Consider the following 17,723-nt stretch of genomic DNA (forward strand, 5'->3'; position numbering starts at 1 on the left):
GGTCCAGACGGTGTCGATGTCGACGCCCTCGCGGGCCGGCGGGATGGGTGCGCCGGCGGGGGTGCGGGAGAACCGGGGTGCCGGGGCGTGCTGCGTGACGCCGTCGAGGTCGATCAGCGAGCCGCGGGCGGCGATGTGCTCGTTGGACGGCGCCTCCTCGAACGTCAGCACCGGGGACACGCAGGCGTCGGTGCCGAGGAAGATGGCCGCCCACTCTTCGCGGGTCTTCGACAGGAACTTCTCGGCGAAGACCTTCTTCATCTGCGGCCACGCCGACACGTCCATCTGCTGCGGCAGGTCGGCGGGGTCGAGTTCGAGGCCCTGCAGCAGCAGGGCGTAGAACTGCGGTTCGATCGAGCCCACGGCCATGTACTTGCCGTCGGACGTCTCGTAGGTGTCGTAGAACGGCGCACCGGTGTCGAGCAGGTTGACGCCACGCTCGTCGGACCAGACGCCGCGGCCGCGGAACGCCCACATCATGTGCGACAGGGCCAGTGCGCCGTCGACCATCGCCGCATCCACGACCTGCCCCTTGCCGGACGACTGGCGTTCCACCAGCGCCGACAGGATCCCGAAGATCAGGAACATCGAACCACCGCCGAAGTCGCCGACCATGTTCAGCGGCGGCACGGGACGCTCACCCTTGCGGCCGATGGCGTGCAGGACGCCGGTCAGCGAGATGTAGTTGATGTCGTGGCCCGCGGCGCTGGCGAGTGGACCCTCCTGGCCCCAGCCCGTCATCCGTCCGTACACGAGCCGCTCGTTGCGCCCCAGGCAGACGTCCGGGCCCAGACCCATGCGCTCGGTGACCCCGGGACGGAAGCCCTCGATCACGACGTCGGCGCGCTCGATCAGCCCGAGCACCTTCTCGACCTGCGCGGGGTCCTTCAGGTTGGCCTCGACGACGCGGCGGCCGCGCTGGATCTGGTCGTACGGACCGTCCGGCGGGATCACTCCGGGCCGCTGGACGCAGACCACGTCGGCGCCGAGATCGGCCAGGAGGGCGGCGGCGTGCGGGCCCGGTCCGAGGCCAGCGAATTCGACGACGCGAATGCCCGCGAGGGGGCCCTTCTTCTCTGAAACTGGAGCAGACACGCGAGTTCCTCATTCCGGTGCGAGACGACCTGTCGAATCGACGTTAACTTGCGGTCGCAAGGCCGTGTGCCCCGGGTCACGGGATGCCGCCGCGGGTGACCCCGCACTCTTGCCTGTCCACGGGTGCGCGGGGCACAGTTGATCCATGAGTCTTCAGGGTGAGCTCGTGAGTTTCGTGGCCAGCACCGATCTGGACGTCTCGGAGATGTTCTACGTGGAGACCCTGGGGCTGACCCGCGTCTCACGGGACGAGTTCGCGCTGGCCCTCGACTGCAACGGGGCTCTGCTCCGGGTCACGCTGGTGCAGGCGAAGGCCGACACCGGGTACACGGTGCTGGGGTGGAAGGTCGCCGACCTGAACAAGGTCGTCGAATCGCTGCGCAGCAAGGGCATCGAGTTCACCGAGTACCCGGGGATGGATCAGGACGAGCACGCGGCGTGGCTCGCACCGGACGGCATCCGTGTCGCGTGGTTCCGGGACCCGCACGGCAATGTGCTGTCGCTGTTCGAGGATCCGAACTGACGAGCGTCAGCCGCGGCCGGCGAGCAATGCCTCGGTAGCGGCCCACAGCCGCGCGGCGAGTCCGGCGTCCCGTGCGTCCTTGCCGGGCTGAACGACCTTGCAGCCCTTGACGTACTGGCCGGTGAATTTGCCGCTCTCCGTGGCGGTCGCGGTCCACACCGCCGTCTCCGCTGCCTTGGCGACCTCGGCCATGAACGGTGTCAGGAGTGTGCCGACCACCTGATGGCCGAACGGCAGACCCCGGCCGAGGGCGGTGCCGCGGACGAATCCGGGGTCGGCGCAATTGACGACCAGCCTCGCGGGGTCGGACCGGCGCGCCAACTCGCGGGTGAACAGGGTCAGGGCGAGTTTCGAGTTGTTGTACGCGCGCTGGCCGCGGAACGTGTCCTTCGCACCGTCGAGGTCGTCGAAGTCGAGGCTGCCGCTGCGATGTCCCGACGAACTGATGTCGACGATCCGCGACGGGCGCCGGTACCCGGCGGCGTCGGCGGTCGACGCCCGCGCCATCGCCGGAGCCAGCGTCGTCGCCAGCACGAACGGCGCGAGGTAGTTCACGGCGAACGTCTCTTCGATGCCGTCGACCGTCAGCCGGCGCTGCCCCACGTCGACGCCCGCGTTGTTCACCAGCACGTCGATCCGCGGGAACCGATGCAGCAGTTCCCCGGACAGCGTCCGGACCCGGCCGAGCGAGGACAGATCGGCCAGCGCCGAGTGCAGTCGGTCGCGGTCCGCGCTCCCGGACAGGTCGGCGATCGCCGCGTCGATCCTGTCCTGGTCCCGGCCGACCAGGACGACGGTGGCGCCGCGCTGCGCGAGTTGGCGGCAGGTCTCCAGGCCGAGGCCCGAGGTGGCGCCGGTGACCACCATGGTGCGGCCTGCGAGGTCGTTCGACTCGGTCATTCTCGCCTCCCGAATGCAGGTCTCTACGAGAGTAGGGCAACCGGCAGGGGCGCAACGGGGAACGAGCCGACGGTCCCGCTAGCGCCGGTGCTCGTACCCCAGCCAGGCCCGCCGGCGCTCACCGAGCGGATCGTTCTCCACCCTGCTCGTGTCGTCGATGACGAGCGTCTCCCGGCGCTCCGGCGAGTACCGCGGCCATCCCGGTGCGGGCGTCCCGTGCCGGGCGAAATGCAGCCAGTGCGACTGGACGGTGTCGGTGACGGCCCGCAACCCGCGGCGTCCCCCGAGCACGGTGAGCAACCGCGCCCACGTCCCGGTCAGCCCGAACACCGCGTACAACTCCGTGGCGTGGGTGGCGCCCAACCCGAGGATGCGGAGCAACCGGGGTGCGAAGTCGTACCGGTAGCTGTAGGTCGGGGCGACGGTCGTGTGGCCCTGTGCGCACAGGACGGACGGTTCCCAGAACGTCACGTCGCCGCCGAGGTCCGCGGCCGCTCGCCGGCCGGGATAGCCGGGGTAGGCGGCGATCGCCCGCTCCTTCACCGACGCGTCGACGTGCGAGAACATCTTGTCGATCCGGGTGGGATCGGTGGGCAGGATGTTCAGGAACCGGGGAAAGACCCTGCCCTCGTGGCGGTTCGTGCCGATGATCAGCGGAACGGGATGCCCGGATCCGGACGCGAAACTGTCGAGCGGGTGGGCGGGAAGGAAGAAGCCGTCGACGACGGGGGCGAACGCGCGGGTTCCGGGTTCCTCGTCGGCGCCCCGGTGCGCCAGCGTCGTCCCCGCCGCGACGAAATCGGCCGGGTCGGCGCTCTCGAGCCACGTCGCGGCCTCGGACAGCGGGACCCCGGCGATCTCGAGGAATTCGCGCGACCACCGCGCCGCCCGGTCGGGGTGGTAGGCGGAGGCCACCGGCGGGCTCTCGGCGATGGCCCGCGCGAAGAGGCCTTTCGCGGCGGGGGTGGTCATCAGGGTGGTGACGGCGTTGGCGCCCGCGGATTCGCCGAAGACGGTGACGTTGTCGGGGTCGCCGCCGAATTCGGCGATGTTGCGCTGCACCCATTCGAGTGCGGCCACCTGGTCGCGGAGGCCGAGGTTGGAGTCGAAAGGTCTTTCGGGGGTGGAGAATTGGGTGAAGTCGAGGTATCCGAGCGATCCGAGGCGGTAGTTGATCGACACGTACACGATGTCGCCGCGGCGGACCAGCGACTGGCCGCCGTAGAGCGACGAGGACGAGGTTCCGCCGGAGTAGGCGCCGCCGTGGATGAACACCATCACCGGTCGCGGACGTGCCGATGCGGAACCGGGGGCGAGCACGTTGAGGGTGAGACAGTCCTCGTCGGTCTCGCCGCGCTGCGGTGCGGGGGACCCGAAGTGGAACGCCCGCCGGACCCCCGACCACGGTTCGACCGGGTGCGGGGCCCGCAACCGCAGCGGCCCGACCGGGGGAGCGGCGTAGGGGATGCCCCGCCACGCTGCCAGGTCGTCGATCCGGCGCCCTCCGACGGCGCCGGCATCGGTGTCGACTTCCAGAGCGCTCACAGGCCCTGCCCGTGGTAGCCCGAATACCCCTCCCATGCCAGCCTGCGCTCCCGGCGCGGGTCGTCCTGGACGGTGGTGACGGTGTCGAACACGAGTGTTGCCCTCCGGTTGGTGTCGTACTGCGGCCACGACACCAACGGTGTTCCCCGCGAAGCGAAGTGCAGCCAGTGTCGCTGCACATTATCCGTCACGTCCTTCAGGCCGCGTCGTCCGCCCGGCAGGGTGAGGCCGCGGCCGATCAGAGTGTCGGCGATGTCGAACACGGCGAACAGTTCGAAGCCGTGCGTGGCGTCCAGGCCGAGCCACTTCATCGCACGGGGCGCGAAATCGAAACGGTAGCTGAAGGTGGGGGCGTACGCGGAGTGGGCCTCGGCCAGTTCGATCGACGGCCTCCAGAACGTCAGATCGCCGCCCAGGTCGACGGCGGCGTCCGGGGCCGGGTAGCCCGGATACGCCGCGGTGACGCGGGCCTCGGCGGCGGGGTCGGTGAGTGCGAACATCCGCCCGATCCGGTCGGGGTCCGTCGGCAGCGCGTCGAGGAATTTCGGGAACAGGGTGCCCTCGCGGGCGTTGGTGCCGATGATCAGCGGAACCCGGTGCGCCGAGCCGGCGGCGAACGCGTCGAGCGGCGGCTCGGGCAGGAAGTCGCCGTCGATCACGGGTCCGAACGGGTGCAGTCCCGGCGTCTCCGAGAGCACCTTCGCGCCGAGACGGTTCCCCGCGCGGCCCAGCGCGCCGACGGGTGACGAGGCGAGCGCCTCTGCGGCGGTGTCGGGTTCGGCTCCGAGCAGCGTCACGTAGTCGGATGCCCACCGCGCGGCCCGGTCCGCCGTCGTGACGAGTCCGGGCGCGGAACTCTCCGAGATGGCCCGCGCGAAGAGGCCTTTCGCGTCGGGGGTGGTCATCAGGGTGGTGACGGCGTTGGCGCCCGCGGATTCGCCGAAGACGGTGACATTGTCGGGGTCGCCGCCGAATTCGGCGATGTTGCGCTGCACCCATTCGAGTGCGGCCACCTGGTCACGGAGGCCGAGGTTGGAGTCGAAAGGTCTGTCGGGGGTGGAGAATTGGGTGAAGTCGAGGTATCCGAGCGATCCGAGGCGGTAGTTGATCGACACGTACACGATGTCGCCGCGGCGGACCAGCGACTGGCCGCCGTAGAGCGCGGTGGCCGACATGCCCAGCGTGTACGCGCCGCCGTGGATGAACACCATCACCGGGCGCGCCCCGGACGTGCCGGGTGTGGCCAGCACGTTGAGCGTCAGGCAGTTCTCGCTGCTCGGCTGATACTTGCCCGGTCGCAGCGCGGTGAACTTCTTGTGCTGCACGGCGGCGTCGCCGAATTCGGTGGCGTCGAGCTCACCGGACCACGGCGTGACCGGCCGGGGTGCGCGCAACCGCAGCGGACCCACCGGGGGCGCGGCGTAGGGAATTCCCCGCCACGCGACCAGGTCGCCGACCCGCCGGCCACGGACCACCCCTGCGGTCGTCCTCACCAGTGTGTCGGTCGTGAGAGTGTCAGACGCCATGTCGGCGACTATACGGAGACCGCCTGGGACGACGCTGCCATCGCCCGTGGTGCTCCGTTCGGGTCAGCGCCGAGCCTCCAGCAGCCGCAGCCACACCTCGCTGACGGTCGGGTACGACGGGACCGCGTGCCACAGTGTGTCGAGCGGTACCTTCCCGACCAGCGCGACGGTGGCGGCGTGGACGAGTTCGGCGACGTCGGTGCCCGCGAACGTCGCTCCGACCAGGGTGTCGGTGGTCCGATCGACCACGAGTTTCGCGTGACCGCTGAAATCGTCGCGGGACAGGGACGAGCCGGCGACGGCGATGTCGACCTCCACGGTCTCGACGTCCACGCCGGCGTCGCGTGCCTCCTGCTCGGTGATCCCGACGGCCGAGACCTCCGGATCGGCGAACACCACCTGGGGGATCTGCCCGTGGTCGGCGGTGGCCCAGAATCGGGACCCGTCCAGCGGCCTGCCCTCGGCGCGGGCGGCGATGACGTCTCCGCACACCCGGCCCTGGTACTTGCCCATGTGGGTGAGCAGCGCGCGACCGTTGGCGTCGCCGACCGCGTACAACCACTCGTCGGCCGTCGTCAGATGGTCGTCGGTGGTGAGGTATCCGCGGGAGTTCAGCAGTCGCGCGTCGAGGCCGAGCGACGACGTTGCCGGTGTGCGCCCGGTCGCGACGACGACCTCGTCGACGACGAGCGGGTCCTGGCCCGCGACGTCGAGGGTCACGGGGCCCCCGTGGATGCGGCCGATCCCGGTGTCCCGGGCGTCGGCCCGTTCGACGCCGCGCAGGTCCGCCCCGAACAGGATCCGCGCACCCTTCTTCTCCAGCGTGCGGGCCACCCGCTCCCCGGCGAACGGTTCGTTCTTCGGGAGCAGCGCCCGGCCGCGGACCACCATCGTCAGTTCCTCGACGCCGAGGTCCAACAGCCACGTCGCGCTCTCACAGGCCACGACGCCGCCGCCGACGACGGCGACCCGGCGGGGAACCTCCCTCAGGTTGGTGGCGTCCCGCGAGATCCACGGCAACGCCGCCCGCAGGCCGGGGGTGTCCGGGACCGTGGCGGTCGTCCCGGTGGCGACCACGACGGCGTGCCGGGCGCGCAGCTCGCGGGAATCGCCGACCGTCACCGTGCGGTCCCCGGTGATGCGTGCCGATCCCCGGATGACGTCGATCCCCGCCGCGTCGGCCCACATCACCTGCGACGAGTCGTCGTGGTTGTTGGTGAAGGAGTCGCGGCGCGCCAGCACGGCGTCCACGTCGAGCGGACCGGCGGACACCCCGGGCATGTTGCGGGCCGCGCCGAGGACCTCACCCGGACGCAGCAGCGCCTTGCTCGGCATGCAGGCCCAGTAGGAGCATTCCCCGCCGACGAGTTCGTGCTCGATCAGCGCCGCGGTGCGGTCGCTGCCGGCGATGGCGTAACTCGCCGCGTTCTCACCGGCGGGACCGCCGCCGATCACGATGACATCGAACTCTTCCGCGCCGCTTCCGGAGTCAGTCATACCTGCAACCGTAAGCCGGTCGGTGCGCGATGTCAGACGTTCCGGCGGGCCTCCCGCGTTGTTACCGCCGAGTAGATACTGTGTCGGGATGACACGGCAGAAGATTCTGATCACGGGGGCGAGCTCCGGGCTCGGCGCGGAGATGGCCCGCCGGTTCGCGGCCCAGGGACGAGACCTCGCGCTGTGCGCACGACGCGTCGAACGACTCGAGGCCGTCCGGGACGAATTGCAGGCATCGCATCCCGGGATCGCCGTCGCCGTCCGCGCACTCGACGTCACCGACCACGACGCCGTGATCCGGGTGTTCGGCGAACTGCGCGACGAACTCGGCGGAGTCGACCGCGTCATCGTCAACGCGGGTCTCGGCAAGGGAGCCAGGATCGGAACGGGCCGGGCCGACGCCAATCTCGCCACCGCCCGCACCAACTTCGTCGGCGCCCTGTCGCAGTGCGAGGCGGCGCTCGGCATCTTCCGCAAGCAGAACTCCGGACATCTGGTGCTCGTGTCCTCGATCAGCGCCGACCGCGGTCTGCCCGGCCCGAAGGCGGCGTATTCGGCGAGCAAGGCAGGGGTCTCGGCACTCGGCGAGGCACTCACCGCGGAACTGGCGAAGAGCCCGATCGCGGTGACCACCCTGCTCCCCGGATACATCGCCACCGACATGTCGAGCAAGGCCGGCGACAGTTCCGCGCTGACGGCAACCCTCGACGACGGTGTCGACGCGATGGTGTCGGCCATCGAGAAGGAAACGAACCGCGCTGCGCTGCCGGGCATCAAGTGGCGGGGAATCGACGTTGCGTTGCGGTTCCTTCCTCATGCGTGGACATCCCGCTTCGTGTAGGACTGACCTATGACGACCGCCCAGGAATCCTCGTCCCTCGGCTTGCAGCGTTCGCGACCGCGGGTCGTCATCATCGGGGGAGGGTTCGGCGGCATCTACGCGGCCCGCCGGCTGCGCGACGTCGACGTGGACGTCACCCTGCTCGACCGCGGAACCAGCCACGTCTTCCAGCCGCTGCTGTACCAGTGCGCGACGGGCCTGCTGTCCGAGGGGGAGATCAGCAGCCCGCTGCGCCACCTGCTGCGCGGGGTCCGCAACGTGCACGTCGCCCTCGGCGAGGCGCAGGGAATCGACGCGGTCCGCCGGGTCCTGACCGCCAGCCGCTTCGACGGCTCCACGTTCGAACTTCCCTACGACTACCTGATCGTCGCCGCCGGCATGCGGCAGGCCTACCACGGGCACGACGAGTACATCCAGTGGGCGCCGGGGATGAAGACCCTCGACGACGCCCTCGCCATTCGCCGAAAACTGATCTGCGCCTTCGAGATGGCCGAATCGCTGCCCACCGCGGAGGAGCGCAGGCCGTGGCTGACGTTCGCCGTCGCGGGCGGCGGACCCACCGGAGTCGAACTCGCAGGCCAGATCCGGGAGCTCGCCGTGCACGCGCTGGCCAACGAGTTCCAGTCCATCGACCCCTGTGAGGCCCGGGTGCTGCTGTTCCACGGCGGCGACCGCGTTCTCCCGTCGTTCAACCGCAAACTGTCCGCGGCGGCGCAGCGGACGCTCGACAAGGTCGGCGTCGAAACGCACCTCGGTGTGCACGTCACCGACGTCTGCGAGACCAGCATCGAGACCACGGCCAAGAACGCGGCCCGCACCAAGAAGCGCTACGGGGCCCGCACGGTCCTGTGGACCGCGGGCGTCGAGGCCGTGCCGTTCGCCGCCGCTGTCGCGAATGCGCTCGGCGTGAAGCAGATTCAGGGCGGGCGCATCGCCGTCGAACCCGACCTCACGGTGCCCGGGCACCCGAACGTCTGGGTGATCGGCGACCTGATGTCGCTGAACGACCTCCCCGGGGTGGCCGAGGTCGCGATGCAGGGCGGCAGGCACGTCGGCGGTTGCATCGCCCGCACGATCGCGGGCGGAACACCCGACCGCACACCCTTCAAATACCGCGACCTCGGCAGCGCCGCCTACATCGCCCGCAGGCATGCGCTGCTCCAGGCAGGCCCGATCCGGATGTCCGGGTTCCTGGGCTGGGTGTCCTGGGGTGCCATCCACATCGCGTTCCTCGCCGGGTACCGCAACCGGTTCGGCACCCTGCTCAACTGGGCGGTCACGCTGGCGTCGCGGACGCGACGCGAGCGGGCGATCACGTACGGCGATCCGGAGTCGGCACGGCAGCCGTACACCGATCTCACGACCGGGTCGTAGCCCTCACCAGGCCCGCGCGGTGAGGCCGTGCCGGGCGAGGACCTCTCCTGCCCGCTCGCGGAGGGTCACGCGGTCCGGGCTGTCCAGCGACTCGAGCGCGAGGGTGTAGCTGCCGCCGAAGCGGCTGAGGTAGGCGGACAGCCGGGTGCGGCTGGTCACGACACCCGGATGCACGGCGCGGGTGGCGATGCCGGTGGCCCGGTGACCGCCGATCGTGGCGAGCGCGTCGGGCAGCGGTCCGATGTTGGAACACAGCACGTCCCGTTCGCCGGGGTTGCCGGTGAGGGCGTGCGCCACGCGGTCGGGCACCAGTTGCAGCATCTCCTCCGGGAACCCGGCCGGGCTGGTCATCGCAGGTGCGGCGAACGCGGCGCGGCTCGCCGCCCGCACGTCCGCGACGGTGTCCTGCGGGGTCACGTCCACCTCGACCACGGCGACGGAGTTCGCGGTGCCCGGCGGGTCGCCCTTGCCGCGCAGATCCATCGGCACGCTGATCGTCAGCGGACGGGTCTCGCCGTCCCGCCGCGCCAACTCGGCCACCACGGTCAGGAACAAGCTGTTCGGGGTGCCGCCCGCCTGCTCCGCGACGGTATCCCAGCGTTCGGCGTCGACGTCCAGCACCACCCCCACAGGTGAGTGGCAAAGAGTGCCGGGGGACGCTTTGCCACTCACGTGCAGGAAGCGGCGCAGTTCCGCGCGACGGGACCCGCTCACCACCAGACCGGCGACCGCACGGGCCGTCCCCTCCGTCACGCGGCGGGCGAGCCGGGTGGCGTCCCACATGTCCGCGACAGTGCCTTCCGCCCCACCCACGTCCGACGGCGGGGCGCCCTGCAGCGCCGCCGCGATCGCGGCCGCCAGTCCGCGGGCGTCCGCGATCACGTGGGAACACACCAGCGACAGCACCGTGCCCCCTTCTGCCGGACGTGCGCAGGCCAGCCGCCAGCCGGGACCACGTTCGGGGTCCACCGGCAACGAGGCCTGCTCGTCCGCCCACGCCAACACCGCCCCGGCGCCGATCTCCGCGTATTCGACGGGAAAGGCGTCCGCGCTCGGCTCGAACCGGGGCCGCGCGCCGGGAACCCGCGGGCGCACCACCCGCCTGCCCAGCGGCCCCCGCGCGAGGTCGGCGATCAAGGTATCGAGCGTCGAGGAGTCCACCCGGCCGTCGGTGCGCCACAGTCCCTGCATCACGATCGGCGTTCCCCACCCCCGGTGGGTGCGCAGGAACATCTCGTCGACGACGCTCAATCGGGCGCTCACCAGCGAAGTGTACGACCGGTCGCGTCGGTCGCCGGAGGTCGGCCTCTGGACAACCGGCGCATACTGGAAGTGCAGCGCTGTACGGGACCGCACACGGAGAACACCATGGTTAGCGTCGAGAAATGGAAGGTGTGGGGTTCCGTCGTGGAGGTCGACGTCACCGAAGGCGCCGCCCTTCCCGAGGCCGCGGCGCTGATCGCGGCCGTCATCGACGACGCCGAATCGGTCTGCGACATCCACCGCGGCGACGCCGAGATCCACGCCGTCAACCTGTCCCAGGGTGCGCCCGTCAAGGTCAGCAGGCGCATGTCCGCACTGCTGCGTTCGGCGCTGTGGGCTGCCCGGATGACCGACGGGGCGGTGAACCCGCTCGCCACCGAATCCCCCGACGAGGACCTGATCCCCACCGTGCATCCGGAACCCAGTTTCCTCGACGTCCAGATCGACGACGACGTCGTGTTCGCGCCGTGGGGTGCCTCGTTCGACATCACCGACACCGCCAAGGCCGACACGGTGGATCGGGCGGCGGAGCTGGTCGCCCGCCAACTCGAATGCGGGGCGGCCGTGCGCATCGGCGACGTCATCGCGACGGCCGGGCACTGTCCCGCCGGCGGCTGGCAGATCCCGGTGCCCGGCGACGGCGAGGTCGAACTGGTGAACGGGACGGCGATGGCGACGGCGGTCGCGCCGCCGGTCACCGAACCACCCACCACCACCGAATGGGAGACGGTGACGGTGATCGCCGACGACGCACTCTGGGCGTACGCGGCCAGCGTCGCCGCCCTCGCCCGCGGCATCGGCGCGATCCGGTGGATCGAACAGCACGAACTGCGTGCCCGGCTGGTGGACCGCTCCGGCAGGGTCTACACCACCGAGAGCTGGTGAATCAGGCCCGTCCGCGCTGACGGCGGTACCAGCGCACCAGGCTGTCCGTCGACGAATCGCTCTGCGCGGCCGGTTCTTCCGCGGCGGTGAGCACCGGCTGCAGCTCGACGGCCTGGGTCTTGCCGAGTTCGACACCCCACTGGTCGAACGAGTCGATGCCCCACACGACACCCTCGACGAACACCTGGTGCTCGTACAGGGCGATCAGCTGGCCGATCACCGACGGCGTGAGCTTCGGCGCGAGGATCGTCGTCGACGGCCGGTTACCCGGCATGACCTTGTGCGGCACCAGATCCTCGGGGGTGCCCTCGGCCGCGATCTCCTCGGCCGTCTTGCCGAACGCCAGGACCTTCGTCTGCGCGAAGAAGTTGCTCATCAGCAGGTCGTGCATGCTGCCGGTGCCGTCCGCGGTGGGCAGGTCGTCGGTGGGCTCGCCGAAGCCGATGAAATCGGACGGCACGAGCCGCGTGCCCTGGTGCAGGAGTTGGTAGAAGGCGTGCTGTCCGTTGGTTCCGGGTTCGCCCCAGAAGATCTCACCGGTGGACGTGGGGACGGGGGAGCCGTCGGCGCGCACCGACTTGCCGTTCGATTCCATCGTCAGCTGCTGCAGATAGGCCGGGAACCGCACGAGGTCGTTGGAATACGGCAGCACGGCGCGGGATTCGGCGCCGAAGAAGTTCGAGTACCACAGTCCGATCAGGCCGAGCAGGACCGGCGCGTTCTCCTCGAGCGGCGCCGTCCGGAAATGCTCGTCCACGGCGTGGAAGCCGGCGAGGAACTCCGCGAAACGTTCCTTGCCGATCGCCGCCATCACCGACAGTCCGATGGCGGAATCGACGGAGTACCGGCCGCCGACCCAATCCCAGAATCCGAACATGTTGGCGGTGTCGATGCCGAACTCCGCCACCCGGTCCGCATGAGTGGAGACGGCGACGAAATGCTTTGCGACTGCATCGTTTCCGAGGCCCAGGCCACCGAGCAGCCACCGCCGGGCGGCGGTGGCGTTGGTGAGCGTCTCGAGGGTCGAGAACGTCTTGGACGCCACGATGAACAGGGTGGTGGCGGGGTCGAGGCCGTTCAGGCTGCGCACCAGGTCGGCGGGGTCGACGTTGGAGATGAACCGCACGCTGATGCCGGCGTCGGCGTAGTGCCGCAGAGCGCGGTACACCATCACCGGACCCAGATCCGATCCACCGATGCCGATGTTGACGACGGTCTTGATGCGCTCGCCCGTCGCACCCCGCCATTCGCCGGAGCGCACCCGATCGGTGAAATCGCCCATGCGGTCGAGGACGTCGTGGACGTCGGCCACGACGTCCTGCCCGTCGACGACGAGAGACGCGTCGGCGGGCAGCCGCAGCGCGGTGTGGAGAACGGCGCGGTCCTCGGACGTGTTGATGTGCTCGCCCGCGAACATCGCGTCACGGCGGGCCTCCAGGTCGGCGCTGCGTGCCAGCTCGAGCAGCAATCCGATCGTGTCGCGGTCGACGCGGTGCTTGCTGTAGTCGATGTACAGGTCGCCGGCCGAGACGGTGAGGTCCTGCCCGCGTGCCGGGTCCTTCTCGAACAGTTCTCGGAGATGGACGGTCTGAATCCGAGCGTGATGATCACGCAATTTCTGCCAGGCAGCGGTTCCGGTGATGTCTGAGCTCACGAGATTCGAGCTTAATGCCCGCGCGTCGAAACTTCCGTGCGAACTTCGGTGCGGCGCATGATGGACGTCATGGATGCTGTCGAACTCATGCGAACCGTTCCCACGACCCTCTTCCTCGGCGGCGAGAAGCGCGACGCCGAGAACGGTGCCACGTTCACCGTGTTCGACCCGGCCACCGGCGATGCCCTCACCGAGGTGGCGGACGCCAGTCCGGGCGACGCGATGAAGGCCCTCGACGCCGCCGTGGCGGTGCAGCGGGAGTGGGCTGCCACCCCGGCACGGGAGCGCGGGGAACTGCTGCGCGCGGTGTTCGAGAAGATCACCGCCCGGGCCGACGACTTCGCGCTGCTGATGACGCTGGAGATGGGCAAGGCGCTGCCGGAGAGTGCGGCGGAGGTCAAGTACGGCGCCGAGTTCTTCCGCTGGTTCAGCGAGGAAGCGGTGCGGATCGCCGGTCGCTACACCCCGGCACCCGCGGGGAACGGGCGCATCCTGGTGACCAAGCAGCCCGTCGGGCCCTGTCTGGCGATCACGCCGTGGAATTTCCCGCTCGCGATGGGCACCCGCAAGATCGGACCCGCATTGGCCGCCGGCTGCACGATGATCGTCAAACCCGCCTCCGAGACGCCGCTGACGATGCTGCTGCTCGCCGAGGTCATGGCCGACGCGGGACTGCCGAAGGGCGTGCTGTCCGTGCTGCCGACATCGAAGTCGGGCGAGGTGACCGGTCCGCTGATCGACGACCCGCGACTGCGGAAGCTCACGTTCACGGGCTCGACCGGGGTGGGGCGGATGCTCGTCGAGAAGTCGGCGAAGGGACTGCTGCGCACCTCGATGGAACTCGGCGGGAACGCGCCCTTCGTGGTCTTCGACGACGCGGACGTCGACAAGGCGGTGGCGGGCGCCCTCCTCGCCAAGATGCGCAACGGCGGCGAGGCCTGCACCGCGGCCAATCGCTTCCACGTCGCGAACAGTGTGCGGGAAGAGTTCACCGCGAAACTCGTCGACAAACTGTCCTCGTACAAGCTCGGACGCGGCACCGATCCCGACACGACTCTCGGCCCGCTGATCAACGCGGATCAGCTCGAGAAGGTCGGGGAACTGGTGCAGGACGCCGTCGGCGCGGGCGCCCGGGTGCGGCTCGGCGGCGTCGCCCCGGAAGGTCCCGGCTACTTCTACCCGGCGACGGTGCTGGACGAGATTCCCGCCCAGGCTCGGATCCTGAAGGAGGAGGTGTTCGGACCGGTGGCCGCGATCGCCGGGTTCGACACGGAGGAGGAAGGGATCGCCGCGGCCAACGACACGGAGTTCGGCCTCGCCGCGTACATCTTCACCCGCGATCTGGATCGTGCGCTGCGGGTGGCCGACGCCCTCGAATCGGGCATGGTGGGCGTCAACCGCGGGGTCATCTCGGACACCGCTGCCCCCTTCGGCGGCGTCAAAGCGTCAGGCTTCGGGCGCGAAGGGGGCAGTGAAGGCATCGAGGAGTACCTGGAGACCAAGTACGTGGCACTCGAACCGTGACGACCGTCGTCGAGGGACGGGCGGCCGCGTCGGGAACTCAGTGACCGAGGCGGCCGCGCCCGAGGCGCAGCAGCAGCATGGCGAGCGTGTGGCCTTCCTGGCCCAGCTCGTTGAACCGCTCGAGCACCTTCATCTCACGGCTGTGGACGAGGCGGGGACCGCCGGACGCCATCCGGGTGCGCCCGATGAGCTGCGAGACCTCGGCGCGGCGCTTGATCGCGGCGAGAATCTCGGCGTCGAGCTTGTCGATCTCCTGGCGGAGAACTTCGATCTCGGCCTCGCTGGTGGGAACAGCGGTTTCCTTGGCGGCTGAAGCGACGGTCTGAGTGCTCATTGGTTCGTCTCCCTCTTGTCAGAACTTGGATCGTTGTTGTGGCTCCAGTCGTTACCGATCCAGGCTCATTTGACGAAAAAAGCCCCGGATCCGGTGCGGACCTCGGGGCTCGTGAGCTGTTCAGTTCACGGGCACCGGAGGCCGGTACCCGTAAAAAAATCGCCACAGGGGGCGCGACGGCGGACTGAACATGTGTACCAGTTTGCCATGGCGGTACCGCGCAGGCCAAGCCGCTGTGACGCTGTCGGTACACGCCGGTAAGTTTGATAGTTGATGAACACTATCTCCGGCACCGCTTCTCCCCTGAGCGCCACATCGACTCCGCACACCGCCGCTCCGGCGCGCACGGGGTCCGATGCGCTCCTCCAGGGCCTCAACCCACCGCAACGGGAAGCGGTCGTGCACGCCGGATCTCCGCTGCTGATCGTCGCGGGCGCGGGCTCGGGCAAGACGGCTGTGCTCACCCGCCGCATCGCCTATCTGCTGGCCGAGCGGGGGGTGATGCCCGGACAGATCCTGGCCATCACGTTCACCAACAAGGCCGCCGCCGAGATGCGGGAACGGGTCGCGCACCTCGTCGGTCCCCGCGCCAACAGCATGTGGGTGTCCACGTTCCACTCCAGCTGTGTGCGGATCCTGCGGGCCCAGGCGGCGCTGCTTCCCGGCCTCAACTCGAACTTCTCCATCTACGACGCGGACGATTCGCGGCGACTGCTGACGATGATCGCCAAGGATCTGAACATCGACACCAAGCGCTACTCGGCGCGGTTGCTCGCCACTCACATCTCGAATCTCAAGAACGAGCTGATCGACCCGGAGCAGGCGAGTGCCGACGCCGACACGGAGCCGGCGGAACTGCCGCGGCTGATCGCCAGGGTGTACGGGCACTACCAGCAGCGGTTGCGTTCGGCGAATGCACTGGACTTCGACGACCTGATCGGTGAGACGGTCGCGATGCTGCAGGCGTTCCCCCAGGTGGCCGAGTACTACCGCCGACGGTTCCGGCACGTGCTGGTCGACGAATACCAGGACACCAACCACGCCCAGTACATGCTGGTGCGGGAACTGGTTGGGAGCACCGCGGACGGCGAAGACGCCGACCACCGGGTCACCCCGGCCGAGCTGTGTGTGGTGGGCGACGCGGATCAGTCGATCTACGCGTTCCGCGGCGCCACCATCCGCAACATCGAGGAGTTCGAACGCGACTACCCGGACGCCCGCACCATCCTGCTGGAGCAGAACTACCGCTCCACCCAGAACATCCTGTCGGCCGCCAACTCGGTGATCTCCAAGAACACCGGCCGGCGCGAGAAGAGGCTGTGGACCGATTCGGGCGAGGGCGAGCTCATCACCGGCTACGTCGCGGACAACGAACACGACGAGGCGTCGTTCGTGGCGTCCGAGATCGACAAGCTCGTCGATTCGGGCGATGCCAAGTTCGCCGACGTCGCCGTGTTCTACCGCACCAACAACTCGTCCCGCGCGCTCGAAGAGATCTTCATCCGGCTCGGCGTTCCGTACAAGGTCGTCGGCGGGGTGCGGTTCTACGAGCGCAAGGAGGTGCGCGACATCGTCGCCTATCTCCGGGTCCTCGCCAACGAGGACGACACCGTCAGCCTGCGCCGGATCCTCAACACGCCGCGCCGGGGCATCGGCGACCGCGCGGAGGCGTGCGTGGCCGTCCACGCCGAGCAGCGGGGCATCAGCTTCGCCGAGGCGCTGCGGGACGGTGGGGAGGGCCGCGTGCGGCTGCTCAACACCCGCTCCCAGAAGGCGATCGCGTCGTTCCTCGAGCTGATGGACGGACTGCGGGTGCTGATGCCACCCGAGACCACGGCCGACGACGTCGTCCCCGACCAGCTCGGCGACATCGGGGACGTCGTGGAAGCGGTCCTGGAGCGGACGGGCTACCGCGCCGAACTCGCGGCGAGCAGCGACCCTCAGGACGGGGCGCGCCTCGACAACCTCAACGAACTCGTCAGCGTGGCGCGGGAGTTCAGCTCCGACGCGCGGAACGCCGCCGGGCTGGTGGAACCGCCGGAGGACGGCGACGTCGACGCCAGGGACGGTGAACCCGACCCCGGTTCCCTCGCCGCCTTCCTCGAACGGGTGTCCCTCGTCGCGGACTCCGATCAACTGCCCGACAACGACGAAGGCGTCGTCACGCTGATGACGCTGCACACCGCGAAGGGGCTCGAGTTCCCCGTCGTCTTCGTCACCGGGTGGGAAGACGGCCAGTTCCCGCACATGCGCGCGCTCGGCGACCCGACGGAACTGTCGGAGGAGCGGCGGCTCGCGTACGTGGGCATCACCCGTGCCCGGCAGCGGCTGTACCTGACGCGGGCCGTCATGCGGTCGGCGTGGGGTCAGCCCATCCAGAACCCGGAGTCGCGGTTCCTGCAGGAGATCCCGTCGGATCTCGTGCACTGGCGCCGCGAGGACCCGGGCCCCCGTATCGGGTCCGGTGGCGCGATCGGCGGTGGCCGCGCGCGTGGATCGGGTTACGGGCAGGGATTCGGCGGCGGTTCCGGTTACGGCGGCGGGTCCGCAGGCACTCCGAGCTTCGGCGCCGCGCGCTCCCGCAACAACAATCTGGTGCTCGCGGTCGGCGACCGGGTCAGCCACGACAAGTACGGCCTGGGCACGGTCCTCGAGACCAAGGGGGCCGGGCCGACCGCGACGGTCACGATCGATTTCGGCAGCGCGGGCAAGGTCCGGCTGATGCTGATCGGTGGCGTCCCGATGGTCAAGCTGTAAGGGAG

At 69.7% G+C, this 17,723-nt stretch carries 14 protein-coding genes; 6 read left to right on the forward strand and 8 right to left on the reverse strand.

Annotated features, from left to right (window positions below; all coding sequences use genetic code 11):
- Positions 1 to 1,095 (reverse strand): CaiB/BaiF CoA transferase family protein (locus tag ACFTZB_RS28180; RefSeq protein ID WP_378436276.1); only part of this gene is annotated, 1,095 nt, incomplete at its 3' end.
- 145 nt (positions 1,096 to 1,240) lie between these two features.
- On the opposite strand from ACFTZB_RS28180, the gene ACFTZB_RS28185 reads away from it, so the two are divergent.
- Positions 1,241 to 1,618, forward strand: a complete 378-nt coding sequence (locus tag ACFTZB_RS28185; RefSeq protein WP_378436278.1) for a VOC family protein — start codon at positions 1,241 to 1,243, stop codon at positions 1,616 to 1,618.
- 6 nt (positions 1,619 to 1,624) lie between these two features.
- Here the strand turns inward: ACFTZB_RS28185 and ACFTZB_RS28190 are convergent, their stop codons facing one another.
- The 4 genes from ACFTZB_RS28190 to ACFTZB_RS28205 all read right to left on the reverse strand — a co-directional run bounded on the left by ACFTZB_RS28190 (position 1,625) and on the right by ACFTZB_RS28205 (position 7,086).
- Entirely contained in the window at positions 1,625 to 2,518 is an 894-nt protein-coding gene (locus tag ACFTZB_RS28190; protein ID WP_378436280.1) for an SDR family NAD(P)-dependent oxidoreductase, read from the reverse strand.
- Positions 2,519 to 2,596: 78 nt separating this feature from the next.
- Complete coding sequence (locus ACFTZB_RS28195; RefSeq protein ID WP_378436282.1) at positions 2,597 to 4,099, reverse strand: carboxylesterase/lipase family protein; 1,503 nt, start codon at positions 4,097 to 4,099, stop codon at positions 2,597 to 2,599.
- Entirely contained in the window at positions 4,060 to 5,589 is a 1,530-nt protein-coding gene (locus ACFTZB_RS28200) for a carboxylesterase/lipase family protein (protein ID WP_378436284.1), read from the reverse strand. The genes ACFTZB_RS28195 and ACFTZB_RS28200 overlap by 40 nt, the downstream gene beginning before the upstream one ends.
- 63 nt (positions 5,590 to 5,652) lie before the next feature.
- Entirely contained in the window at positions 5,653 to 7,086 is a 1,434-nt protein-coding gene (locus tag ACFTZB_RS28205; RefSeq protein ID WP_378436286.1) for a dihydrolipoyl dehydrogenase family protein, read from the reverse strand.
- An 88-nt stretch (positions 7,087 to 7,174) separates the two neighbouring features.
- Between ACFTZB_RS28205 and ACFTZB_RS28210 the strand changes: the two genes are divergently transcribed.
- Together ACFTZB_RS28210 and ACFTZB_RS28215 are read left to right on the forward strand one after the other, a co-directional pair.
- Positions 7,175 to 7,927, forward strand: a complete 753-nt coding sequence (locus ACFTZB_RS28210) for an SDR family oxidoreductase (RefSeq protein WP_378436288.1) — start codon at positions 7,175 to 7,177, stop codon at positions 7,925 to 7,927.
- Between the two features lie 9 nt (positions 7,928 to 7,936).
- Entirely contained in the window at positions 7,937 to 9,301 is a 1,365-nt protein-coding gene (locus ACFTZB_RS28215) for an NAD(P)/FAD-dependent oxidoreductase (RefSeq protein ID WP_378436290.1), read from the forward strand.
- A gap of 3 nt (positions 9,302 to 9,304) precedes the next feature.
- Here ACFTZB_RS28215 and ACFTZB_RS28220 read toward each other — a convergent pair whose 3' ends face one another.
- A complete protein-coding gene (locus ACFTZB_RS28220) occupies positions 9,305 to 10,564 on the reverse strand; it encodes a hypothetical protein (protein ID WP_378436292.1) in 1,260 nt (419 codons plus the stop codon).
- 105 nt (positions 10,565 to 10,669) lie between these two features.
- On the opposite strand from ACFTZB_RS28220, the gene ACFTZB_RS28225 reads away from it, so the two are divergent.
- Positions 10,670 to 11,449, forward strand: a complete 780-nt coding sequence (locus ACFTZB_RS28225; RefSeq protein ID WP_378436294.1) for an FAD:protein FMN transferase — start codon at positions 10,670 to 10,672, stop codon at positions 11,447 to 11,449.
- 1 nt (position 11,450) lies between these two features.
- Here the strand turns inward: ACFTZB_RS28225 and pgi are convergent, their stop codons facing one another.
- Positions 11,451 to 13,103, reverse strand: a complete 1,653-nt coding sequence (gene pgi, locus ACFTZB_RS28230) for a glucose-6-phosphate isomerase (protein ID WP_378436296.1) — start codon at positions 13,101 to 13,103, stop codon at positions 11,451 to 11,453.
- A gap of 69 nt (positions 13,104 to 13,172) precedes the next feature.
- Here pgi and ACFTZB_RS28235 point away from each other — a divergent pair, with 69 nt between their 5' ends.
- Positions 13,173 to 14,627, forward strand: a complete 1,455-nt coding sequence (locus ACFTZB_RS28235; RefSeq protein WP_378436299.1) for an NAD-dependent succinate-semialdehyde dehydrogenase — start codon at positions 13,173 to 13,175, stop codon at positions 14,625 to 14,627.
- A gap of 37 nt (positions 14,628 to 14,664) precedes the next feature.
- On the opposite strand, the gene ACFTZB_RS28240 is transcribed toward ACFTZB_RS28235, so the two are convergent.
- Positions 14,665 to 14,961 carry a chorismate mutase gene (locus tag ACFTZB_RS28240; protein ID WP_005238528.1) on the reverse strand — a complete coding sequence of 99 codons (297 nt, stop codon included), beginning with the start codon at positions 14,959 to 14,961 and terminating at the stop codon, positions 14,665 to 14,667.
- A gap of 273 nt (positions 14,962 to 15,234) precedes the next feature.
- On the opposite strand from ACFTZB_RS28240, the gene pcrA reads away from it, so the two are divergent.
- On the forward strand, positions 15,235 to 17,718 hold the full coding sequence (pcrA, locus tag ACFTZB_RS28245; protein ID WP_378436301.1) for a DNA helicase PcrA: 2,484 nt from the start codon (positions 15,235 to 15,237) through the stop codon (positions 17,716 to 17,718).
- The last annotated feature ends 5 nt before the right edge of the window (positions 17,719 to 17,723 follow it).

Source organism: Rhodococcus sp. NPDC057014, assembly GCF_042673295.1.
Taxonomy (GTDB): domain Bacteria; phylum Actinomycetota; class Actinomycetes; order Mycobacteriales; family Mycobacteriaceae; genus Rhodococcus_F.